General features: G+C 44.4%; 25 protein-coding genes, 10 tRNA genes and 1 rRNA gene. 4 read left to right on the top strand and 32 right to left on the bottom strand.

Annotation, left to right across the window (positions count from 1 at the left end; all coding sequences use genetic code 11):
* The 32 genes from M3221_RS19150 to M3221_RS19000 form a co-directional block, all read right to left on the bottom strand.
* A 16S ribosomal RNA gene (locus tag M3221_RS19150) occupies positions 1 to 127 on the bottom strand; the annotation flags it as partial.
* 120 nt (positions 128 to 247) lie between these two features.
* Positions 248 to 321: transfer RNA gene (locus tag M3221_RS19145), tRNA-Gly, on the bottom strand.
* A gap of 13 nt (positions 322 to 334) precedes the next feature.
* Positions 335 to 408, bottom strand: a tRNA-Pro gene (locus M3221_RS19140).
* A gap of 18 nt (positions 409 to 426) precedes the next feature.
* A tRNA-Arg gene (locus M3221_RS19135) sits at positions 427 to 503 on the bottom strand.
* Between the two features lie 9 nt (positions 504 to 512).
* Positions 513 to 598: transfer RNA gene (locus M3221_RS19130), tRNA-Leu, on the bottom strand.
* Positions 599 to 702: 104 nt separating this feature from the next.
* Positions 703 to 775, bottom strand: a tRNA-Lys gene (locus M3221_RS19125).
* Between the two features lie 6 nt (positions 776 to 781).
* A tRNA-Gln gene (locus M3221_RS19120) sits at positions 782 to 856 on the bottom strand.
* Positions 857 to 872: 16 nt separating this feature from the next.
* Positions 873 to 949: transfer RNA gene (locus M3221_RS19115), tRNA-Asp, on the bottom strand.
* A gap of 52 nt (positions 950 to 1,001) precedes the next feature.
* Positions 1,002 to 1,073: transfer RNA gene (locus M3221_RS19110), tRNA-Glu, on the bottom strand.
* Between the two features lie 13 nt (positions 1,074 to 1,086).
* A tRNA-Ser gene (locus M3221_RS19105) sits at positions 1,087 to 1,177 on the bottom strand.
* 4 nt (positions 1,178 to 1,181) lie between these two features.
* Positions 1,182 to 1,256 (bottom strand) — tRNA-Asn (locus M3221_RS19100).
* 159 nt (positions 1,257 to 1,415) lie between these two features.
* On the bottom strand, positions 1,416 to 1,883 hold the full coding sequence (locus M3221_RS19095; RefSeq protein ID WP_251273305.1) for a SprT family protein: 468 nt from the start codon (positions 1,881 to 1,883) through the stop codon (positions 1,416 to 1,418).
* Positions 1,880 to 4,030, bottom strand: coding sequence for a Tex family protein (locus M3221_RS19090; protein ID WP_251273304.1), 2,151 nt, complete (start codon positions 4,028 to 4,030; stop codon positions 1,880 to 1,882). Before M3221_RS19090 ends, M3221_RS19095 begins: the two co-directional genes overlap by 4 nt.
* 64 nt (positions 4,031 to 4,094) lie before the next feature.
* A complete protein-coding gene (locus M3221_RS19085) occupies positions 4,095 to 4,691 on the bottom strand; it encodes a PP2C family serine/threonine-protein phosphatase (protein WP_251273303.1) in 597 nt (198 codons plus the stop codon).
* On the bottom strand, positions 4,691 to 5,485 hold the full coding sequence (gene sigB, locus M3221_RS19080; RefSeq protein WP_242235241.1) for an RNA polymerase sigma factor SigB: 795 nt from the start codon (positions 5,483 to 5,485) through the stop codon (positions 4,691 to 4,693). The genes M3221_RS19085 and sigB overlap by 1 nt, the downstream gene beginning before the upstream one ends.
* On the bottom strand, positions 5,463 to 5,927 hold the full coding sequence (rsbW, locus tag M3221_RS19075; protein WP_242235244.1) for an anti-sigma B factor RsbW: 465 nt from the start codon (positions 5,925 to 5,927) through the stop codon (positions 5,463 to 5,465). The genes sigB and rsbW overlap by 23 nt, the downstream gene beginning before the upstream one ends.
* 2 nt (positions 5,928 to 5,929) lie before the next feature.
* A complete protein-coding gene (locus M3221_RS19070; protein WP_242235246.1) occupies positions 5,930 to 6,259 on the bottom strand; it encodes an anti-sigma factor antagonist in 330 nt (109 codons plus the stop codon).
* An 83-nt stretch (positions 6,260 to 6,342) separates the two neighbouring features.
* The gene (locus M3221_RS19065; RefSeq protein ID WP_251273302.1) at positions 6,343 to 7,353 is read right to left on the bottom strand and encodes a PP2C family protein-serine/threonine phosphatase; all 1,011 of its coding nucleotides are present in this window, start codon (positions 7,351 to 7,353) and stop codon (positions 6,343 to 6,345) included.
* 10 nt (positions 7,354 to 7,363) lie between these two features.
* Positions 7,364 to 7,759: an anti-sigma regulatory factor gene (locus tag M3221_RS19060; RefSeq protein WP_242235251.1), complete on the bottom strand. Its 396-nt coding sequence runs from the start codon at positions 7,757 to 7,759 to the stop codon at positions 7,364 to 7,366.
* A 4-nt stretch (positions 7,760 to 7,763) separates the two neighbouring features.
* Positions 7,764 to 8,126, bottom strand: coding sequence for an STAS domain-containing protein (locus tag M3221_RS19055; protein WP_172645569.1), 363 nt, complete (start codon positions 8,124 to 8,126; stop codon positions 7,764 to 7,766).
* Entirely contained in the window at positions 8,123 to 8,950 is an 828-nt protein-coding gene (locus tag M3221_RS19050) for an RsbT co-antagonist protein RsbRA (RefSeq protein WP_251273301.1), read from the bottom strand. The genes M3221_RS19055 and M3221_RS19050 overlap by 4 nt, the downstream gene beginning before the upstream one ends.
* A 171-nt stretch (positions 8,951 to 9,121) precedes the next feature.
* Positions 9,122 to 9,472 carry a type II toxin-antitoxin system PemK/MazF family toxin gene (locus tag M3221_RS19045; RefSeq protein ID WP_018395451.1) on the bottom strand — a complete coding sequence of 117 codons (351 nt, stop codon included), beginning with the start codon at positions 9,470 to 9,472 and terminating at the stop codon, positions 9,122 to 9,124.
* 5 nt (positions 9,473 to 9,477) lie between these two features.
* Positions 9,478 to 9,759, bottom strand: coding sequence for a CopG family ribbon-helix-helix protein (locus M3221_RS19040; protein ID WP_050182177.1), 282 nt, complete (start codon positions 9,757 to 9,759; stop codon positions 9,478 to 9,480).
* Positions 9,760 to 9,894: 135 nt separating this feature from the next.
* Positions 9,895 to 11,055, bottom strand: a complete 1,161-nt coding sequence (alr, locus tag M3221_RS19035; RefSeq protein ID WP_251273300.1) for an alanine racemase — start codon at positions 11,053 to 11,055, stop codon at positions 9,895 to 9,897.
* A gap of 298 nt (positions 11,056 to 11,353) precedes the next feature.
* Positions 11,354 to 12,319: a LolA family protein gene (locus M3221_RS19030; RefSeq protein ID WP_251273299.1), complete on the bottom strand. Its 966-nt coding sequence runs from the start codon at positions 12,317 to 12,319 to the stop codon at positions 11,354 to 11,356.
* A gap of 46 nt (positions 12,320 to 12,365) precedes the next feature.
* Positions 12,366 to 12,716 (bottom strand): holo-ACP synthase, encoded by a 351-nt coding sequence (gene acpS / locus M3221_RS19025; RefSeq protein WP_251273298.1) that lies wholly within the window; start codon positions 12,714 to 12,716, stop codon positions 12,366 to 12,368.
* A gap of 65 nt (positions 12,717 to 12,781) precedes the next feature.
* Positions 12,782 to 14,248 carry a degradosome RNA helicase CshA gene (gene cshA, locus M3221_RS19020; protein ID WP_242235261.1) on the bottom strand — a complete coding sequence of 489 codons (1,467 nt, stop codon included), beginning with the start codon at positions 14,246 to 14,248 and terminating at the stop codon, positions 12,782 to 12,784.
* Positions 14,249 to 14,384: 136 nt separating this feature from the next.
* Entirely contained in the window at positions 14,385 to 15,071 is a 687-nt protein-coding gene (locus tag M3221_RS19015; protein ID WP_251273297.1) for an alpha/beta hydrolase, read from the bottom strand.
* Between the two features lie 18 nt (positions 15,072 to 15,089).
* Complete coding sequence (locus M3221_RS19010; RefSeq protein ID WP_251273296.1) at positions 15,090 to 16,466, bottom strand: UDP-N-acetylmuramoyl-tripeptide--D-alanyl-D-alanine ligase; 1,377 nt, start codon at positions 16,464 to 16,466, stop codon at positions 15,090 to 15,092.
* A 12-nt stretch (positions 16,467 to 16,478) separates the two neighbouring features.
* On the bottom strand, positions 16,479 to 17,534 hold the full coding sequence (locus M3221_RS19005) for a D-alanine--D-alanine ligase (RefSeq protein WP_251273295.1): 1,056 nt from the start codon (positions 17,532 to 17,534) through the stop codon (positions 16,479 to 16,481).
* Positions 17,535 to 17,672: 138 nt separating this feature from the next.
* On the bottom strand, positions 17,673 to 17,795 hold the full coding sequence (locus M3221_RS26895) for a YSIRK-type signal peptide-containing protein (protein ID WP_396120412.1): 123 nt from the start codon (positions 17,793 to 17,795) through the stop codon (positions 17,673 to 17,675).
* A complete protein-coding gene (locus tag M3221_RS19000; RefSeq protein ID WP_242235269.1) occupies positions 17,743 to 18,513 on the bottom strand; it encodes a hypothetical protein in 771 nt (256 codons plus the stop codon). The genes M3221_RS26895 and M3221_RS19000 overlap by 53 nt, the downstream gene beginning before the upstream one ends.
* 192 nt (positions 18,514 to 18,705) lie before the next feature.
* Between M3221_RS19000 and mgtE the strand changes: the two genes are divergently transcribed.
* The 4 genes from mgtE to M3221_RS18980 all read left to right on the top strand — a co-directional run bounded on the left by mgtE (position 18,706) and on the right by M3221_RS18980 (position 22,577).
* Complete coding sequence (gene mgtE / locus M3221_RS18995) at positions 18,706 to 20,064, top strand: magnesium transporter (RefSeq protein WP_251273294.1); 1,359 nt, start codon at positions 18,706 to 18,708, stop codon at positions 20,062 to 20,064.
* Between the two features lie 192 nt (positions 20,065 to 20,256).
* A complete protein-coding gene (locus M3221_RS18990) occupies positions 20,257 to 21,162 on the top strand; it encodes a hemolysin family protein (RefSeq protein WP_251273293.1) in 906 nt (301 codons plus the stop codon).
* 92 nt (positions 21,163 to 21,254) lie between these two features.
* Positions 21,255 to 21,959 carry a polysaccharide deacetylase family protein gene (locus M3221_RS18985; protein WP_251273292.1) on the top strand — a complete coding sequence of 235 codons (705 nt, stop codon included), beginning with the start codon at positions 21,255 to 21,257 and terminating at the stop codon, positions 21,957 to 21,959.
* A gap of 33 nt (positions 21,960 to 21,992) precedes the next feature.
* Complete coding sequence (locus M3221_RS18980; RefSeq protein WP_251273291.1) at positions 21,993 to 22,577, top strand: DedA family protein; 585 nt, start codon at positions 21,993 to 21,995, stop codon at positions 22,575 to 22,577.
* The last annotated feature ends 8 nt before the right edge of the window (positions 22,578 to 22,585 follow it).

Below are 22,585 nucleotides of genomic sequence, written 5' to 3'. Positions count from 1 at the left end.
TACCCACGTGTTACTCACCCGTCCGCCGCTAACTTGAACAGAGCAAGCTCTGTCAAGTCCGCTCGACTTGCATGTATTAGGCACGCCGCCAGCGTTCGTCCTGAGCCAGGATCAAACTCTCCAAAAAAGTTTGACTTGCTCATTTGTTTCCATTAAAACACGGGATGTTTTTAATGGAAGATAAAAATTAAAACGTTGACGTTTTTATTGATTTTGTTCAGTTTTCAATGTTCAATGTTCAATTTTCTGGAGCGGGTGATGGGAATCGAACCCACGACATCAGCTTGGAAGGCTGAGGTTTTACCATTAAACTACACCCGCATAAAAATGAAGATCGGGAAGACAGGATTCGAACCTGCGACCCCTTGGTCCCAAACCAAGTGCTCTACCAAGCTGAGCTACTTCCCGTTAAATAAGATAATAAAATGGCGCGCCCGAGAGGACTCGAACCTCTAACCGCTTGATTCGTAGTCAAGTACTCTATCCAATTGAGCTACGGGCGCATATTTATTTGGTGCGGCCGAGAGGACTTGAACCTCCACGGGGTTGCCCCCACTAGGCCCTCAACCTAGCGCGTCTGCCATTCCGCCACGACCGCATAAAAGCGTTCCGCGCACCAAATTGTCGCTTGCCAACAAAATAATATTTTACATGAACTTCATTGCCTTGTCAACACTTTTTTAAAAGGTTTCGAAGGAATGATGAGCCATGAAGGACTCGAACCTTCGACCCTCTGATTAAAAGTCAGATGCTCTACCGACTGAGCTAATGGCTCAAAAAATGGCTGGGCTAGAAGGATTCGAACCTTCGCGTGACGGAGTCAAAGTCCGTTGCCTTACCGCTTGGCTATAGCCCAATACTTTCTTTAGAAATGGCGGTCCGGACGGGACTCGAACCCGCGACCTCCTGCGTGACAGGCAGGCATTCTAACCAACTGAACTACCGGACCATGGAATATTAAACATAAAGAAGGGAAACCGGTGAAGCCGGCTTCCCGACGATGACCCCTACGGGATTCGAACCCGTGTTACCGCCGTGAAAGGGCGGTGTCTTAACCGCTTGACCAAGGGGCCTTAAAAGTAAATCTGGCGGAGAAGGAGGGATTTGAACCCTCGCGCCGGTTACCCGACCTACACCCTTAGCAGGGGCGCCTCTTCAGCCTCTTGAGTACTTCCCCAGATTGGCTCCGCAGGCAAGACTCGAACTTGCGACCGATCGGTTAACAGCCGATTGCTCTACCACTGAGCTACTGCGGAATAACGAATGTTATCTTATCGACACTTAGTATTATAAACCAATTACTCATTTATAGTCAACAACTTTTTTAACTATTTTTCAATATTTATTAATTGAACACCTTTATAAAAAAAGCTGCTCAATTAAAATATCAATTGAAGCAGCAATTGTCAACATCATTATTCGATAATTTCTTTTAAAAATCCCCGGCATGCCCCGCATACATATCTTGATGTGTTAATACGCCGGTATCTTTTATACTTTATTCCGCATCCTGAGCATTTATAAAAAACAATCTTTCTTTGTTTCTGCTTCCCTTCCTGTTCTGGAAGTGTCCGGCAGTGACGCGGCGATCCGGTTTGTTTCAGCAGCTCTTTAAAGTCCTCATCTCCATGCTTGTACCCTTTCCCTTGCAGATGAAGATGGTAATGGCACAGCTCGTGCTTTAAAATACCAATGAGTTCTTCTTCTCCAAACGCTTCAATGTATTTTTCATTCACTTCAATATTGTGAGATACAAGCAGGTAGCGGCCTCCTGTTGTCCGAAGCCGCTTGTTAATATATGCCCGGTGCAGGAAAGGCCGATTAAAAAAACGTTCTGACAGCTCTTCTGTCAGCTTTTGAATCATTTTATCGCTCGTTTTCATTTGGATTCGTCTTTAACCATCGTCAATGAAATTCTTCCTTTTCCAGCTTCTACAGCATCTACCCAGACGGTTACGATATCCCCGACCGACACAACGTCGAAAGGATTTTTCACAAATCCTTTTTTCAATTTTGAAATATGAACGAGTCCGTCCTGCTTTACGCCGATATCTACAAAAGCGCCGAAGTCTGTTACATTCCGAACGGTTCCCTGCAGCTCCATCCCCTTTTGAAGATCCTCCATTTTCAAGACATCTGTTTTTAAAAGCGGCGCCGGCATTTCGTCACGCGGGTCACGTCCCGGCTTTTGAAGTGAGTCAATAATATCTTTTAATGTCAGCTCGCCAATGCCAAGCTCCTTTGCTATTTGCTCTGTATTCACCGCCTGAAGAGCAGCTCCCAGCTCTTCTGAACCAATATCCGTCGTTTTAAATCCAAGCGATTTCAACAGAGCGGTTGTTTCTTTATAGCTTTCCGGATGAATAGGTGTCCGGTCAAGCAGTTCTTCTCCATCTGTAATACGCAGAAAGCCAATGCACTGTTCAAAGGTTTTCCCGCCAAGACGCGGCACTTTTTTGATCATAGAACGCTTCGTAAATTTCCCGTTTTCTTCTCGATATTGAACAATATTTTTGGCTACTGTTTTATTTAACCCCGCTACGTGTTCAAGCAGCGAAGGAGAAGCTGTATTCACATCCACACCCACACGGTTTACGGCTGTTTCTACCACGAATGCAAGTGAGCTGGATAATTTCTTTTGGGATACATCGTGCTGGTACTGGCCTACGCCAATCGATTGCGGATCGATTTTTACCAGCTCCGCCAACGGGTCTTGAATGCGGCGCCCAATCGATACAGCACTTCTTTCTTCTACTTGAAGGTGAGGAAACTCCTCGCGTGCAATATCAGACGCAGAATACACGCTGGCCCCTGCTTCATTTACAATAATATAAGCGGCTTTTTTCTTGAGGCTCGGCAGCATTTCTACTACAAACTGTTCGGTTTCTCTTGAAGCCGTCCCGTTTCCAATGGCAATAATATCTGCTTCAAACTCCTCTGCAAGCTGTTTAAACAGCTCTCTCGCTTCTTTTCTTTTTCCTTCTCCTGTGTGCGGATACATCACTTTAATCGCTAGAACTTTTCCCGTTTCATCTACAACCGCCATTTTACATCCTGTTCGGTATGCCGGATCGACTGCAAGAACCACTTTTCCTTTTAACGGCGGCTGGAGCAGAAGATTTTTTAAGTTCTCCGAAAAAATGTGGATAGCCCGTTCTTCTGCCGCTTCTGTCAGTTCATTCCGCACTTCTCTTTCTACAGAGGGGCGAATAAGACGCTTGTATGCATCCCGGGCCGCATCCATTAGAATCGGGGCTGCAGGGCTTTGTTCATTTTGAATGAATTTCTTTGTTAAATAGCGGATCACACGCTCTTCATCAAAAGAGACAGCAACCTTTAGGACTCCTTCACTTTCGCCTCGGTTCACAGCAAGCGTGCGGTGGGGAGCAATTTTGTTAATGGGCTCTTCATATTCGTAATACATTTTAAAGACTTCTTTTTCATCTTCACCTTTTAACTCTGTTTTTATTTTTCCATATTTCGTCATATCAAGCCGTATACGCTCCCGAACCGCTGCATCATCTGCAATAGTCTCTGCAATGATATCCGCTGCGCCTTGAAGAGCGGCTTCTATGTTTTCTACTTGCTCATTTATATATTGTTGAGCTTCTTGATCGATTTGGACGTCTTTAGGACAGGATAGAAGCCACTTGGCTAAAGGCTCTAAGCCTTTTTCTTTTGCAACGGACGCTTTTGTACGCTTTTTTTGCTTAAACGGACGATAGATGTCCTCTACAGCCCGCAATGTTGTTGCTGCCTCAATAGCGGCTGCGATTTCAGGAGTCATTTTTTGCTGTTCGGTAATCGAACGGACAACCTCTTCTTTCCGCTGCTCAAGATTTTTGCGGTATGTATATTGCTCTAAGATTGTTCGAATTTCTACTTCATCCAGTGATCCGGTCATTTCTTTTCGATACCGGGCGATAAAGGGAATTGTATTCCCCTCTTCTGTTAACTGAATAACAGCTTTTACTTGTTTCACACTGATTTTTGTATCTGCTGCCGCTGCTTTAATTAACTGTTCCTCCATACAGGTGCCTCCGCTTCTTTCTTGAATATTCATATTGTAGCAAAAAAAGAAAAAACCCGCTGATTCACAGCAGGTTGCCAACTAAAAAGGTTGCATCGTCATTTGATTTTAAAGCGACAGCATCCAGTTCTGCCGCAATCTGTTCTGCACTCCGGTAGCGCATCAGCTCTTTTGTATTAAGCAAATTAACGCCATCTGAATGAACAAGAAATTTACTGCCTGGCTCATACGTAAAGCGTTCCATTCTATACCGTTGCGGACGGCCGGACAAATAACCGGTGACAGGCAGAGGGTACGTAAGTTTTCCATCTTTAGCATATAAGTAAAAACGAATATTGCCGACGCACGTATATTCAAAACTTCGTGCTTTAAAATCAATTTTAAACAGTGCAACCGCCGCTCCACGTTTTTGAAACATGGCGGTATTAATTAAGTTCATCATTCCTTCGACCGATTCTTCCTGCCAAACCCGTTTCACAATTTCCGCCGCTGCTTGTGATGACTCATAGGCGTAGCGGCCGCTTCCAAGGCCGTCTGCAAGCAAACAAACAAACGAGTTTCCCTCCTGCGCGAAATAATAGGTATCCCCGCAAAAAGAATTTCCGTCTTTTGAATGTGTACCTGCTATTAATTCCAGCTGTTCATTTTGTATTTTTCCCATTAAGAAAGGTGCTCCGTCGAATAGGCTTCAGCATGGATCGCTTCTTTCAACTTTTTAATAGCCCTTCTTTGCAGCCGGGAAACATGCATTTGGGAAATACCAAGCTTGTCCCCCGCGTCTTTTTGACTCAGGTTTTCAAGGTAGGTAAATTGTATAATCTGCTTTTCCCGGTCGGATAACACATGTAATACTTTTTCAAGAACAAGGCGCTGGTCGACACGCTCATATCCTTCTTCACGGTTTCCAACAATATCAAGAAGCGTTACCGTGCTTCCATCCGAATCGGCTTCAATAGAATGATCCACTGATAACGCCTGATAGCTTTTGCCCATCTCCATTGCTTCCAATACTTCTTCCTCTGAAATATCAAGATAATGGGCGATCTCATCAACGCGGGGTGACCGTTGAAGAGAAGTGGTTAATTCCTCATTCGCTGATTTAATTTTTGGGCCTAGTTCTTTTATACGCCTCGGTACATGTACACTCCATGTTTTATCGCGCAAAAATCGCTTGATTTCCCCTACAATAGTCGGAATGGCGAATGCTTCAAAGCTTTTCCCAAAAGAATCGTCATATCGGCGGATTGCTCCCAGCAGTCCCATCATCCCTACTTGCACGATGTCTTCATGGTGGGAACGCCCTTTTGAATATTTTCTGGCAATAGACTCCACCAATCCATGATAATGTTTCACAAGCTTATCTTGAGCGTCCCGGTCTCCGTTTTCCTGAAAAGCCTTGATCCATTCGATTGCCTGAAGCTTTGCAGCTTGGTTAGGTCGAGATGGTTTCTGCATCCCTCTCCACCTGCTCTCCTTCGAGATACTTTGTCATAAACAAAGTAATCCCTTCATTTTGATGTACTTTCACTTCATCCATCAGTGTTTCGATCAAATAAAGGCCCAGCCCTCCTTCACGAAGGAATTCAACTGACTTTTCTGTATAGGGCCCCAGTGCCTCTTTTGTTTCTTTAAAATCAAAACTATTCCCGTTATCCGATACAATTACTTCCAGGTGATCCTCATAAAGGCGAAAGCCGATCAGCACTTCTCCTTCTTCCCCTTTATAAGCGTGCTGGACAGCATTCGTAATCGCTTCACTTGTTGCAATTTTCAAATCTTCAATTGTGTCATATGAAAAACCCATCCGGCTGGCAATACCGGAGAGCGTCAATCTTGTAATACCGACAAATTCTGGCTTGGCCGGGATTTTCATTTCTACATAATCAGCATACGTCATTCTTACACGCCACCTTCTGATCCAGAATTAATGTTCATGATGTCCGCAAGGCCCGTAATATCGAAAAGACGCTTTAAGCGATCAGATAACCCAACTAGCTTCATGGTTCCATCATTCGCATTTAAGCTTTTAAAAAGTCCGACGAAAACGCCAAGACCTGTACTGTCCATATATGTAACACCAGACAGGTCAACGACAAGATCCGCTTCTTTTTTCTCTGTATAAGGAAACGCTGTTTCACGCAATTTCGGTGCCGTGTAGGCATCAATTTCACCTGCAAGTTTGATCGTTGTCTGTTGTTCCTGTTCTTGTACGTCAATTGAAATATTCATTTAGGATAAACCACCTTTAACATATTAATCGCTTCATTACTCAATATCCCTTTTATACCCTTGGTGCATAAGGATTAAACCCATTAAGAAGTTCTTTTTAAAATAATGAGCGTAAAATCGTCACGAAGCTGAAAATCCTGTAAATACTCCAGCTCTTTGTACACTTTGTCGGCGATATCCTGCGCGTCAAGATGTATGTATTTTTTAATATACCCAATAAGTGTGTCTACCTCTAAAAAACCTTCTTCTGTTCGGCATTCTGTTACACCATCTGACATAAGCAGAATAATATCCCCAACTTCTACTTTCCGTTCGTACTCTTTGTACTTTGTTTTCTTATCTACGCCGAGCAGCAGACCTTTTGCCTGCATCTCATCAAATTCTCCTGTATCGGCATGATAAAAAAAGCCTGGTTCGTGGCCGGCAGATGAGTAAGAAAAAACATGTGTTTCCGGATTATACAAACCACTGAACATGGTAATAAACATTGTCGGGTCTACATTCTGTTCTACAACGCGGTTCAGGCGCTCAAGTACATCGCCCGGGGCCTGGCTGTCCTCCGGCATACTATCCATCGAATACTTAATCATCGACATACAAAGGGCTGCAGGAATTCCTTTGCCAATAATATCAGCAATCGCTACACTAATCGCGCCATTTTCATGTGATACAAAATGGTAATAGTCTCCGCTCATTTGCTTGGCCGGCACACTGATTGCCCCGATGTCCATAGATGGAATGCGGGGAATCTGTGTGCCAAGAAGTGTCTGCTGCATGCTCGCAGCTACTTCGATTTCATTGATCAGTTCTCGCTGGATCGTACGTAAGCTTTGATGCTCACGATACGCCAAGCCATAACTCATCATCACCTCAAGCAGAATATCAAGCGACAGAAGAAGCGATTCCGGAAGGTCCGGTTCAAGATCCATAATGGATGTTTTATGAAGGCTGATCATTTCCTCCGGCGATATTTTATACTCGATTGACTTCCGGCTGAATTTTTGGCTCATGTATAAAGCCTGTTCAGTTTGGTCATTAATATACGTCTTTAGTATTTCTTTGTATTCATCGAGCATCGTATCTCTGAAATTCATCCTCGTCCTCCTAACGGAGCCACTTCACCGACTTAATAAGCGTCCCTTCGCCCGGCGTAGATTCAATAGAAAATTCATCCATCAGCCTTTTTACACCGGGAAGTCCAGCTCCAAGTCCACCCGAAGTTGAAAAACCGTCTTCCATGACTTTTCGAAGATCCGGAATACCCGGCCCCTCGTCACGGGAAACAATGGTCATTCCTTTTTTCGCTCCATTCTCTACTTTCTCTATCGTTATTTCTCCCTGGCCTGCGTACAAGTAAATATTACGAGCCAGTTCACTGATCGCAGTCGTAATACGAGCCTGGTCAACCGTACCGAAACCAAGCTCTTTCGCTACATTCCGGCCAAGTTGTCTCGCCGCTACGATATCCCATTCATTTATAATTTTCACACTAGAGTCCATCGTGTCAGTCCCCCAGTTCCCGTTGAAGTTTCTCCAAACCTTTTTCGAGATCCAGTGCGGTCATCACTTCCTCCAGACGAATACCAAGCTCGATCAGCGTAATCGCAACGGCAGGCTGAATACCTGTAATTACTACTTTAGCTCCCATTAGCTTAGACATGCTGATTACATCGCCCAGTACTTTTGCAATGAATGAATCGATGAAATCAATGGATGTAAAATCAATGACGACTCCTCTTGCACTTGTTTCATGAATTTTATGAAGAAGATCTTCTTGAAATTGGAGGGCTGTTTGATCATCAAGCTCCCATTGGATCGAAATGAGTAAACAATCGTGCAGTTTTAAAATCGGAATTCTCATGTTCATTCTTGTACCTCCACAATTTGTCTTGACGTCGATGCAAGTGCCTGCTCTACGCCTTTTTTCATTGTGCTCGTCGTTGTTACATCTTCAAGATTAATACCTAAATTTACAATCGTTTGAGCAATTTCTGGACGAATACCGACAATGGTGCACTTTGCTCCAACAAGACGGACCGCTTCCGCCGCTTGGATAATATGGTGGGCAACCATTGTATCTACAACCGGTACACCGGTAATATCAATTAATACCACTTCGGCTCGATGGCTGACGACCCCTTCAAGCAAGTTTTCCATAATTTGCTTTGCCCGCTCCGTATCAATTGTGCCGACAAGCGGCATAACAGAGATTTTGTCAAAAACCGGAATCAGTGGTGCAGATAATTCCTGAAGGGCAATTTTTTGAAGAGAAATCGTCCGTTCCCAAGATGTGGTGTACGCTTCTGTGATGGTTTTATACATCGGAAAAATCCAGTTATTGATTTCTGCTGTAAAATCAATATAAGTTTGTTGATTAATTTCACCTGAGCGCTGCATGCCGTTTTCAACAATCTTCCCAAAAACACGAAGACCATCTGTAATCATTGTCAACGGCCATCCAAGACGGACAATCTTTTCTGAGAAGTCAACAGCACGCTCTTGGAATTTTTCCTCGGAATCTGAAAAGTTCGACATAACGAGCTGGATAAACTCTGAACTTGTTTTTACAAACATATGGTCAGACATAGCCTGAACAGCGCGCTCGTCAGCTTCTGTACGCATCAATTCAATCCACTCGTTTAATATGTCATCATTGTGAGACTGTACATATTGAAAAATCTTTTTCCGCATTCGGTTCTCTCCAATCGTCGTTCCGCTCCAAATCTGCGGTTTTCGTCAAAAACGTTCATTATTTTTATTATAAAGGTTATTTGAATAATTAAAAAGCCGTATCATCTGACAGGCGTGAAAAATTATGGTTTAAAGAAAAAAAGCACCTCCGTTTAAACGAGAGGTGCTTTGTTAAAATTGTATAAGCCCTAAACTGATTTGCAAAGCGTCGTCCACTTTCTCCATCATTCCGTCGTCAAGCTGCGTGATCTTATCTGTAAGCCGCTGCTTGTCGATCGTTCGAATCTGTTCGAGTAAAATAACGGAGTCTCTTTCAAATCCATACCGCTCCGCATTAATTTCCACATGCGTCGGCAGTTTGGCTTTTTGGATCTGAGCTGTAATGGCTGCGACGATAATAGTGGGACTGAACCGATTCCCGATGTCGTTTTGAACGACAAGAACAGGCCGGACGCCGCCTTGTTCGGAGCCGACAACAGGGGACAGGTCTGCAAAATATACGTCACCACGTTTTACGATCACACGGTTTATCCTCCACTTACTAAACGTTCGACTGTGTTTCCTGCCTCAAATTCGGCTTGCATCGCTTCTGATGCAATAGCAAGGTTGATCTTGGCCATTTCCATATAACCACGCCGCATCGATTCTTGAATATGACGTTTTTTTCGCTCGCGTAAATACATTTTTGTTGCGCGGTAAATGAATTCACTGCGGCTAATTTCTTCCTGTTCCGCAAAACAGTCAAGTTCATTCACAAACTGCTTTGGCAAGTTTACTAACACATCTGTCGTCGTACCGGATTCAGACAAGAACTACACCTCCACCAATCACTGCACACATCTCTTTGCTTATTACTGTCCCACTTATCATACCATTCACTGAAAGGGTTTGGAAAGACATTTTCAAAAAATGTTACACAACAGGACCTTCGACGGTCAAATCTATTACAACAGAGGATTGGTCACAGATACTTTTTTTCCGTTTTCTACATACACTCTTGGCACACGTGATGTAATCACACATGGAATTTCGTAATTAATGGTTTCTCTTTTCTCGGCGATTTCTTCCATTGAAATTTCTTCATTTTGCTGTTGTCCAATGAGTGTTGCCAATGTTCCGGTTTTATATTCCTCTGGAAGCCTTACCATGCACTGATCCATGCAAATCCTGCCTACAATTGGCATCCTCCGGCCGTCAATTAACACATCCTGCCCGCCTAACTTGCGAATCCAGCCGTCTGCGTAACCAATGGGAAGGGTGCCGATCCATTCATGCTCAGCAGCTTCGTAGGTGGCTCCATAACTTACTTTTTCACCAGGCTTAAGCTTTTTTACATGAACAAGCTTTGACTTCAACGAAAAAGCCGGCTTAAGCGGAAAAGGCAGCTGCGCGGATATTTCAGTCGAAGGCGTCAACCCGTACATAGCAATACCAAGCCGGACCGCGTTAAAGCCCGCTCCTTTAAACCGAAGCGTGGCTGCGCTATTTGAGCAATGAATAAACCGAGGCTTTTTTTTCAATGGGTCAAGCATCTCCTGAAAGCGTATAAGCTGTTCCTCCATGTAGTTTGTTTCTTCTTCGTCTGCTGTTGCGAAATGAGTAAAGATCCCTTCAAAAACAAGCCGATCTGACGCTTCAATCCGACTGATCGCTTGAAGCAGCTCGGATTCATCCCTAAAACCGATACGACCCATGCCAGTATCGCATTTTAAATGTATATTCAACTGCTGCCCTTTATGTACAGCAGCTTTTTCAAACCATTCTTCATTATGCACCGTAAGTGAGATTTCTTGGGCTGCTGCTAAATGGGCATCCTCCGGCCGGCTTGCACCTAACACAAGAATAGGCCCTTTAATCCCTGATGCTCTCAGCTTTAACGCTTCATCTAAAAAAGCGACCGCCAGCCCTTTTGCGCCAGCTTGAACAGCTGCCCGGGCGACCTGCACATCTCCATGTCCGTATGCGTTTGCTTTTACAACTGCATATAAAAATACGGAAGAATCAAGCTGTTCCAATGTTTTTTTCACGTTCCATTTTATTGCATCCAAATCAATTTCTGCCCAGGTGTCCCGGTAGAATTCCATTGATGTCACTTCCCAGTTCATTTATCGTCTTGCTTTTTACTCCCTAGTCCTCAGCCCGTGGTTCTTCTTATCCAAACCGGAGCGCCCCAGACCATACAGCGCTAAACAGGATTCTTACGCATTTTGTCCGGCTACAGTATCCCACCGCTTTCTGTTCTTCACCCTCCTCCCTGCGATAAGTCAACATCAAATCGCTGGCGCTCTTCGTGTTTCCTTTATCTTCGTCAGAGTGCTCCAGACCATACAGCGCTAAACGGGATTCTTACGCATTTCCTATTTTAAACAAAAAAAAAGCGGCGGTAAACCGCACCGCTGCCTCTTATTTAACTGATTCCGGTGAAATCGAAGCGGCAATGCGCGCCATCTCGCCCTGGGACAGTTTATCTGACGCCAGCATAAATTCCACACCATTATATACCCAATGAAGTGACCCGTCTTCTGCCTCCCCGGCCGCAAAGCCCATATCGGACAAGTCGCCGGACGCACGGGCGATTCCTTCTTCACTAGGAACAGCAGGCTGCTCAATCAATGTGAATGGCTTGCTGCCTTCATAAGTTAAGATCACACGGCTATCAATCCGGGTTTCGTCTGCCAGCTCTGCTCCGCCGGTCTCTGTTGGATAATGAATCATGAATTCCGAAGGTGATGCGCCGGCTGTTTCTTTGGCGGCGGCTTTCTTTTCACTAAAATCATCTTTTGCAAATTTCGGCTTTAAGTCCATCTTTTTAAATACAACCGAAATAACAACCTTCCCCTTCGTATCCATTACTTTCACAAGCGCTGGGGTGAAATTTTTCTTGTGAAATGAAATCTCTTGCTTTGGAAGCATTTGACTGTTTGTGTAGCGCGTTTTTGTTTGGAATACATAGTAATCCTCTGTTTCTTTAAATACGGCTTCTCCATCAGCTTGGATATCGGCAGCCAGCGATTCAAACAGGTAGGACTGGCTGCTGTTTTCCGGCCAATTATTTTCATAGCGGAAGCTTTTGCCGAGTGATGGAGTCATCACATAAATCCCTGTTTTGTTTTTAACAATCGTCTGGCTGTGCTTATTGGTTACCGATGAAAGATGAACGCGGTAATTCGTATGACGCTGATTCCAAATGTCTACGTTATACGTTTGCTTTTCTTCACCTGCCTGCACTTCTAGGATAGCTTTCGCTTTATAACCGGCGGCATTTCTTGCTTTGTCGGAAATTTCCTTTACAACATCTTCTTGTGACGGCGATCCTCCGCACGCAGATAAAAGAAGCACCATCAACAGCAATCCGATCCACTTTTTCATCCCCGCACCCCTTCCTCACTAGCACTATATGAGGAGGCCTGTACAATTATGATTCAATGATCACAACTGCTGCGGCATAATGCTGGCTATGGGTAATCGTGACATGAACGCCTTCACTGTACGGCTGGATGAGAATCGGCTTACCTTTCTCATCTGTACCTACTTCAATATCCTGAAACGACAGCTCCCCGCCAATGCCTGTCCCTGCCGCTTTTGAGAATGCTTCTTTAACCGCAAAGCGCCCGGCTGCATATTCAAAGCGGCGCGTGCCCTTTTTTTGGAGATAGGAATTGAGCTCCGCCGGTGTCAGCACCCTCTCTAAAAATTTCGGCTGTCGATCAATCAGCCGTTTGATCCGGTCAATTTCAACAATATCCATCCCAATGCCCTTAATCATAACAGCCATCCTTTCTTAAAAAAAAGCCGTTCCGGGCTTCCGGAACGGCTTTCGTCGATCATTGATTAGTTAGATGAATATTTACGGCGCCCGCTGCCTGATCCGCCTTTGCGGTCACGGTTTCCGTAAGAGCGTCCGCCGCCCTGGCGTCCACCTCCGCCAGATTTGCGGTATCCGCCTGAGTTTTTGCTGCGGAACTTGTCACGTTTTTGTGGAAGTGCCGCTTCATTTGTAATATGAACCGGTGTACGATCCGGCTCTTTTGTAATAAGTTTTAATGCCGCCGCTACAACATCTTCTGCACCGTATTGGTCAAGCATTTCCTTTGCGAATGAGCGGTATTCTGCCCATTCATTTTTAGCAATCGCTTCTTCAAGCTCTGTAACAGCCGCTTGCTGCAGACCGCTAAGCGCATCATCCCAAGATGGAGCCTCCATTGGGTTCATGCGTTTTTTCGTTGTACGTTCCACTTCACGAAGATAGCTCATTTCACGTGGGTCAACCAGCGTAATCGCCATACCTTCTTTACCAGCACGTCCTGTACGGCCGATACGGTGAACATAGCTTTCAGGGTCCTGTGGAATATCATAGTTATAAACGTGTGTAACGCCAGAAATATCAAGACCGCGCGCCGCAACGTCTGTTGCTACCAGCACATCGATTTTTCCTGCTTTAAAACGGTTTAATACCGTTAAACGCTTTGCTTGTGTCAAGTCACCATGAATACCTTCCGCCTGATAGCCGCGCAGGCTAAGTGCATTTGCCAACTCATCAACACGGCGCTTTGTACGGCCAAAGATGATTGCAAGCTCAGGTGAATGAGAATCCATCAAACGGGCAAGAACGTCGAATTTTTCACGCTGCGGTACTTTCACGTAATACTGGTCAATGTTAGAAACTGTCATTTCCTTCGCTTTTACTTTGATCATTTCTGGATCTTTCATAAAGCGTTCCGCGATCGCCCGGATTGGTCCTGGCATTGTTGCTGAGAAAAGAAGTGTCTGGCGCTCTGCAGGAACATTTGAAAGAATTGATTCAATGTCCTGAATAAAGCCCATGTTCAACATTTCATCTGCTTCGTCAAGCACAAGCGTTTCAAGATTTTCAAGTTTTAATGTACGGCGGTTAATATGGTCTAGAATACGTCCCGGTGTTCCAACGATAATATGCGGGCGTTGTTTAAGCGCGCGAATTTGGCGTTGAATGTCCTGTCCGCCATAAACAGCCAGCACGCGGACACGTTTGCCGCTGCCGATTCGATAAAGTTCTTCTGAAACCTGAATCGCAAGCTCGCGTGTCGGTGCAATAATCAACCCTTGGATTGCTTCATTTTTCGTATCAATTTTTTCCACCATCGGGATACCAAACGCTGTTGTTTTACCCGTTCCTGTTTGTGCCTGTCCGATGATGTCTTTTCCAGTTAAGCCTAAAGGAATCGTTTCAGACTGAATTGGCGTCGCCTCTTCAAAGCCCATTTTGTCAATTGCTTTCAGCGTTGCTTCGCTTAAATTTAAATCTTTAAATTTTGTCAATAGTTTCTTCTCCTTCTATGTTAAACTGCCATCCGCACAAAAAAATACCCTTCTACATTTATGCGAAGAGCAACATGTCTTTTCCATCTTATCATTTCACGTCCGAATTTTCAATGCGCATTTGTATAACTTTACGTTATCCGGAAAGAAAAGTAAAGACTTTCTTGAAAAGCTCTTCTGTATTTCCTGTATGGCAAATTAAATGCTTCGCGCCAGGTGAGTAGTACAAATGCCGTTCAGCCGAGGAAAGGCGGCGGTAAATATACGCAGCACTTTTAACAGGCACAATTCCATCTGCTGTTCCCTGCGCGATAAATACCGGAATATTAATTTTCCTTAAGGACGGCCTCGCAAGCCCGACTACCTTTTGAAACTGACGTGCTGCACTTGGCGGAGTCATTAACAGCTTCTCCCGGTACCTTAAAAACAATTCATTTTCATGAAGTTTTTTCTCTCGTAAATCCTGGAACATCACCCGAATATCCTGCTTAGCCTGGGCCGGGTTCAAATATTTAGCCGCTGCACTGAGCATCACCAGCTTCCGCACCGGATAACGGGCCGCTAAGTAAGCCGCGATCAGCCCTCCCATCGAAAAACCGATCAAGTAAACCGTCTCGCATTCCTCTAGAAGCTCCAGCAGTGCTGCTTCTGCACAGTCAAGCCACTCATTACAGGAAACTTTTTTCAAGGACAGTGTTTCGCCGTGCCCCGGCAAAACGGGCACGGCAATTTTCCAATCCGTATGGGTACGCAAATAATCAGCAAGCGGCTGTACTTCATATGGGGAACCAGTGAAGCCATGAATGCATAAGCATCCGTTCATGATGATCCACCGCCTTTTTTAATGTGAAAGACTTTCCACAACCTCTTCAAGCTTTATGCCTCTTGACGCTTTTACAAGAATCAGCTCACCGCCTTGGAGCATTCCTTGAAGGGACTGCACCAATTCATCTTTGTCCTGGAAAGAAAAAACACGTTCAGAGCCAAACGAACCTTTTGCACCTGAGGCAATAAACTGCCCGAGTGTTCCGTATGTGAATACGTAATCAATTTTGTCCGCATCGATTGCCTGCCCTGTCTGATAGTGAAACAGCTCCTCATCCAAACCGAGCTCCAGCATATCGCCAAGCACCACAATTTTTTTAGAGGCTGACGGTAAATCCGCCACAAGAGAAACGGCCGCTTTCACAGATGTTGGACTGGCATTATAAGCATCATTAATGATTTTTACGCCATTTTTGCCTTCTACCCACTCCATGCGCATTTTAGTCAGCTCGACTTTTTTCAAGCCTTCAGCAGCAGCTTCGAATGGTACATCAAACAAAGACGCTGCCGAAATAGCCGCAAGCGCATTGGTTACATTGTGCTGGCCAAGAACAGGAAGCTCAAACGAAAGAGCAGGTGCTTGATTCATGGTAAAGCGGCTGCCCCTTTCTGTTTGCTCAATAGAGATTGGGTGCATATCATTGCTTTTATCCATACCGAATGTTTTTGTCTGGAAATCTGCTTCTTCTGTTACGCGTTCTGAAAGAAGCGGCTCATCTCCTAAATAAACAAGCGTACCGTCTTCAGACATTCCTGCCGTTATTTCCAGCTTCGCATCTGCAATCGCTTCACGCGAGCCCAAGTCCTGCAAATGTGCTTCACCGATATTAGTAATAATCGCAGCATCAGGGGAAGCGAGCTTGGAGAGAAGTTCAATTTCTCCTCTGCCGCTCATCCCCATTTCTAAAATCGCAATTTCAGTGCTCTCTTGGAGAGAAAGCATCGTAAGCGGCAGACCGATATGATTATTGTAATTGCCTTCTGTTTTTTGCACGCGGTACTTTTCTCCAAAAACGGAAGCTGCCATATCCTTGACTGTCGTTTTGCCGTTGCTTCCAGTGACTCCAATCACTTTTACTTCCAGGGAATCACGATAAGATTTTGACAGCTGCTGCAGAGCAAGCAGTGTATCTTCTACTACTAATACAGGCAAATCCTCCGGCATTCCAGGCACGTCTTTTTGCCAAAGCGCTGCACCTGCCCCGCTTTCAATCGCCTGGCGTACGTACTGATGCCCATCTGTATTTTCTCCGGAAAACGGGATAAACAGGCGGCCGCCGTCCACTTTGCGGGAATCGATCGAAACACCTTTAATTTTCTGGTTGTACCATTTTGTTACATCATTTTCGACATTGATCATGTCTGTTATTTGCTCGACTGTTTTTTCAATCATGAGCGCCCACCTTTAAACCGTGTATTTAATCGATTGTTTTTCTTTATGTCGTTCAATACCAAGATCAATCATTTTCTCAATCAGCTGCGGATAGTCCACACCTGCTTCTTTCCAAAGAAGCGGGAACATGCTGAATGGTGTAAAGCCCGGCATTGTATTCACTTCATTAATAAGGAAATCACCCGTTTTGGTTAAGAAGAAATCCGCCCGCACAAGGCCTGAACAGTCAAGTGACTGGTATGCCCGGATGGCCAGTTCCTTCATTTCTTTTTTCTGCGCTTCCGTAAGGTCCGCCGGAATAATCAACCCGGTATCACCGTCTTCATACTTTGCTTTATAATCATAGAAATCCTTCTTCGGTACAATTTCTCCGATTACCGAGCATTCCGGCTCGTCATTGCCAAGGATGCCGACTTCGATTTCGCGTGCCGTTACCCCTTCTTCAATGATCACTTTCCGGTCAAATTGAAAAGCTTCTTCCATCGCCGCCATTAGCTCATCCTGGCTTTGACATTTGCTGATCCCGACGCTTGAACCGAGGTTAGCCGGCTTGACAAAGCACGGCCAGCCAAGCTTTTCTTCAATGCGGCAGCATGCCTCTTCCTTGTTTTGTTCCCATTTTACTTTCGTTATATGTGTATAATCTACCTGCTTTAAGCCGGCTTGAGCAAATACATTTTTCATCATAATTTTGTCCATGCCCGCCGATGAAGCAAGCACACCGTTTCCTACATACGGAACATTTAATACTTCAAGAAGACCCTGCACCGTTCCGTCTTCTCCATTTGGCCCATGCAAAAGAGGGAAGACAACATCATATTTATTTTGTGCAAGCATGGATAAAACATGCTCCGTTCCACCGTTACCAGTCAGTTTCAGCTCTTCTACTGTTTCAGCAGGCCCTTGAAGCTTCTCTCCTTCTGTCCAGGTACCATCTATTGAAATGTAAATCGGATATACATCAAATTTATTTAAATTGATCGCGGCTGTAACAGCTTTTGCTGTTTGCAGTGACACATTATGTTCTGCTGATTTTCCCCCGTAAAGCAATCCAAGTTTTGTTTTCATAGTCATCCTCCAAAAAAGTCGGTCTCTCTTATTCTACCATGCTTTCATTTAATAAGCAGAATCTTTCCATCCGACTTCATACTCAATTTATGTATATGCAAAACGCTTAAAAGAAATAACTCTCTTTTACCTGTTGCTTTAGGCACTTGCATCTGTAACAAGCTTTTGCATAATAATGAAGCGGATTCTCAAAAAGAGAATCCGCTTTTCAAGAGAAAATACTCCATTCGTGTGTTTTCTTATCGAATATAAGCCGGGCATTCGGCGGTGTTCGGAAGCTCGTCACGTAATCATCAAAGACATCGTCCATGCTTGTGTGGTCTCCAACAATCCACATCGGTACCTCCACTTTAAAACGGCTTTGCTCCGCTTTAGAAAGAGAAATAACAATCCCTTCCTTCATTCCGCTGCTGAGTCTCGCAATCATATCAGGCGGTATCGGTGGAAAAGCAGATCCCTTTTTTAATGCAAAAAATGACCGCTCACTCCGAAAAAGCCCGAGCTTTAAGGCAATGAGCTTGCCGAGCATTCCGTAAAAGTCCTGCATATTTCGATAATAGGTTTTATTAAACCATTCATCATCGTGTGATAAGTATGCATAGCGATTATTCAGCTTGCTGTAAAAGGGGCGGCGCAGATGTTCTTTACTGTGCGCCAAATAAAGAAGTTCGGCAATTTCGGGCCCTTCCATTTCGTTTAATCCATCCGAATCTTCGAAGTCGACCCAGCAGAAATCGCCGTACTCACCGACATCTTCTTTTAACAGCCGCGGAAGTTCTTCTGCTTCGATATAATCAAAACGAGTATGCATATTAAAGTCGCTGCCTTCAAACTTATGTTTTAACAAAAGCAGATGAGGCGGCGTTGCCGGAAGAGACCTCAAAAATTCCTGGAATTCAATTCCATATGAAATCACATACTGATTAATAGGATGTAAATGTATATAAATGAGCTCTTTCACGTTTCCGGGATTTTTCAATCGCCTTACCTCCACATCATGACAAAGTGCATAGCTGAAACCAGCTTTTTTTGCTATACTGTTATCTTATCAAAATTCGCCTCGCTGCGTATGTAAATTTTAAGGAACTTTACAAAACAGTACTACTTTTTAAATAGTTTCACTTTATACTGAAGAAGCAGCTCAAATTTCACGTTAAAGGAGGGGATGCCTGTGATTTCGAATTTAACCGAGGATCAGCTGACCCTGCTTGTTATCAAGCATTTAAAAGAAGGTAAGAAAACAGATTTGCAGCAGCTGATCGATGAACTCCATCCTTATGATATGGCGGCTATTTATCGGAACCTTCCGAACAAGCACCAGACACGTTTTTTGCTTCATTTAACGATTCCAATCTTAACCGATATGATTCAGGAGCTTGAGCACGATGAGCAGATGGCCGTCCTGAAAAAAGTCGGAAAAGAACGCTCTCGTAAAGTACTCGATGATATGGACAATGATGACTTGGCGTCTCTCCTTGATGATATGTCTCCAGAAAATATGGAGCAGTTTTTATCTGGCATGAAAGAAGAAGAGTCAACCATCATTCACAATATGATGAGCTATCCACCGGAAACAGCCGGACGGCTTATGACAAACCGATTTGTCTGGATTAAACATTCTTATACCGTACGGGAAGCGGTGGAAAAATTAAAAACGTTCGCTGAGTTTGCTGAGACGATCAATTACCTCTATGTGATTGACGGCGAAAAAAAACTCGTTGGCGTTGTTTCCTACCGGGACATGCTTCTTGCAGATACACATGAGAAAATTGCCGATATCATGTATGGGCGGGTGATTTCCGTTGATGTATATACCGACCAGGAGGAAATTGCCCGCTTGATTGAACGGTATGACTTTCTCGCAATCCCGGTTGTGGACGAAGCCGGCATTTTAATTGGAATTGTTACATTTGATGATATTATTGATGTCGTCATTCAAGAAGCAAATGAAGACATCGAAAAGCTTTCCGCTTCCGGGAAGTCGATTGATTTTGATACAAAAGCAGGCATCGCAGCTTTCAGGCGTCTGCCGTGGCTTGTACTGCTCCTGTTTATCGGGCTTGTGTCCGGCAGCATTATTTCCGGCTTTGAAAATACAATCAATCAAGTAGTAGCACTCACCTATTTTATGCCCATGATCTCAGGCATGACCGGAAATACCGGCACGCAGTCGTTGGCCGTTGTCGTGCGCGGACTTGCTTCACGGGACATCGATATGCGGACTGTTCTTGCCTTGGTCGGCCGCGAATTTGGCGTTGGCTTGATTATCGGCGCGGTATGCAGTATTTTGATTTTTTTTATTGCGTTTTTCTGGCAGGGCAGCGCCATTCTTGGATTTGTGGTAGCATCGTCTCTTTTACTGACACTGATCATCGGAACCCTGTCAGGCACGGTTATTCCGCTCGTGCTGTATAAACTAAACATTGATCCGGCCGTTGCATCCGGTCCGCTTATCACAACCATTAATGATATTTTTTCACTTATTACGTATTTTACGATTGCATCCTGGTTTTTAACACATCTTTTGTAAAAATGCCGCTGTTTGACCGAATTATCTGTTCTTATTATAATAATATTAATAAAAAGGATGATAGGAAGAGGGTGATCAAATGGGACATTGACAGCAGCTCGCTTTTTCTACACTGCCGGTTTTTCGAATTTGATCATCATATTAAATAGGAGGTGACTTCTTCTTTCGCCGCTTGCGGGAGAAGAAATCTGATTGGACATATGGATTGGGCTGATTGCTGTTATCCTTTTGGCTTTGTCATTTACAGCCATTCGTTACGTAAAACGGAAAGAAACAAATGAAACAGGAGAACCCCCCTCGAGAAAGCATTCTTCCGCTCTTCTCGCTGAATTAACGGGGACCGATCCTGAAAATCACCTGTCACAGTTGAATGACCGGGCAGCAACAGAAGTGATGGTGCCTCGAACAGAGATGGTGTATTTTGATAAGGAAGATGCAGTTCGGGATTGTGTAAAGATTTTCCGTGAAACAAAGCATACCCGCTATCCGGTAGCGGACGGTGATAAAGACCGTATCATTGGCTTTGTCAACTTTAAAGAAGTCATTGCTGAGTATGTGTCAGACCCGGTTGTCGGTTCAAAAAGCATTAAACATTTTGTCCGGCCCATTACACGGGTTATTGACTCTACTCCCGTTCATGAACTGCTTACGAAAATGCAGGCAGAGCGGACACAAATGGTGATACTGTTGAACGAATACGGCGGCACATCAGGTATCGTAACAGCGGAAGATATCGTTGAGATCATTGTCGGCGAACTCTATGACGAATTTGATGTAGCTGAACCACCCGTTATTCAGCAAATTGGAGACTTACATTTTATCGCGAGCAGCAAAATGCACGTTTCTGAAACGGCTCAATTGCTCGGCATTTATATGAATGACGAGGATGTTGACACGCTTGGCGGCTGGATGTTAACAGAGAAATATGATATTCAGCCCGGTGAATCAATCGAGCACAGTGGATTTTTATTTACTGTTTTACAAATGGAAGATCAGCAGATCCGTCACGTTGAAATTCAGCGTGTACCGGACCAGGAAGCCGTACAAACCAGGGATGAGCCTTCATCCATTGCGGTTATAGAACCATATAACGCCTAATGCAAAAACCCGCCCTCCCGGCGGGTTTTTGTGTTTTCCCAAAAGGGCTATTATAATGAGAAAGAAATGATATTCGGAAATGGAGTTTTCACATGAAAAAGCTTTTAGCTGCAGGTCTTCTGCTTGCCGCTTCGTGGACAGTGCTCCCGACGGTATACGGCCGGTCATATGCCAAAAGGGTGAAAAAACAAGGACCTGACTGCCCAGAAATTGCCCTGACTTTTGATGACGGTCCCAACCCCGTTTATACACCTCTTCTATTAGACCTGCTCAAACAATATAATGTAAAAGCTACATTTTTTGTTATTGGGGAAAAAGCGAAACTTTATCCCGATTTGATTCGTAGAATAGAAAAAGAAGGCCATGAGGTTGGGATCCATAATAACCGCCATATATCCAGCTGGCTGCTTTCACCAGCCGCGCTGGAACGGGAACTTGTACAAGCCGCCAGCCATATTACAGCAATTACAGGGAACCGCGCTGAGCTGTATCGGCCGCCCTGGGGGCATTTTAACCCGTTCACGCTGCAAAAAGCACAGCCTTTTCAGACGGTTATGTGGACAGCTATTCCTGGAGACTGGAAGAAAAAAATGACTCCCGAGAAGCTGGCCCAAAAATTGCGCCTTGCCCGTTCCAATGGCGCCATCATTACCCTGCATGACAGTGGACATACCTTTGGTGCCTATGAAAAAGCTCCTGCAGTTATGCTGGAAGCCCTGCGCCTTTTTTTAATGGATCAAGAATCGGCTGCTTTTTCATTTGTAACAGTCAGTACTTTGTACCGCTCCAAGTCGTAGAGTAAGCTGCTTCGTGTTAAAGTGAGGGATTAAATGGAATCATTAGTCATTGCCTATTTATCGAAATATGGATACGCTATTTTATTTTTAGCTGGTATTTTTGGCATTGTCGGCATCCCGGTGCCGGAAGAAAGTTTATACGTCTATGTAGGAATGCTTGCTAAGAACGGCTCGCTTTCTTTTTCTAAAGCTTTTGCGTCCCTTCTCGCGGGCACATTGGTCGGAATGGCTGTCAGCTATTCGCTGGGGCGGATTGTCGGCCAGCCGCTTTTGGACCGTTACGGGAAATACCTGGGTGTTACGAAAAAAAGGCTTCGAAAAACTATTATGCATTGGGATTTATCACGCTCGCTTTTAGCTGGCTTTTTTATCCCAGGTGTTCGGCAGTTTAATCCATATTTCGCCGGAATCGCTAAGTTTTCCATTTCTGGTTTTCTTGCGCTCTCTGTTTTAGGCGGTTCTGTATGGGTACTTATGTATATGTCAGCTGGTTTCTTAATTAGTTCTTATATTCAAATTAAACCAGAATATCTGGCCATTGCCGGGGCTGTCTTTTTTGTTTTGTTTGTTATTCACTTTATTATAAAATGGAAAAAATCGTCACATTCCCGCCGTTAAAGGAGTCA

Origin of the sequence: Domibacillus indicus (genome assembly GCF_023715895.1) — a bacterium.
GTDB lineage: Bacteria > Bacillota > Bacilli > Bacillales > Domibacillaceae > Domibacillus > Domibacillus indicus_A.
The sequence above is the reverse complement of the archived record's forward strand: the minus strand, read 5'-3'. Positions and strand labels throughout refer to the sequence as shown.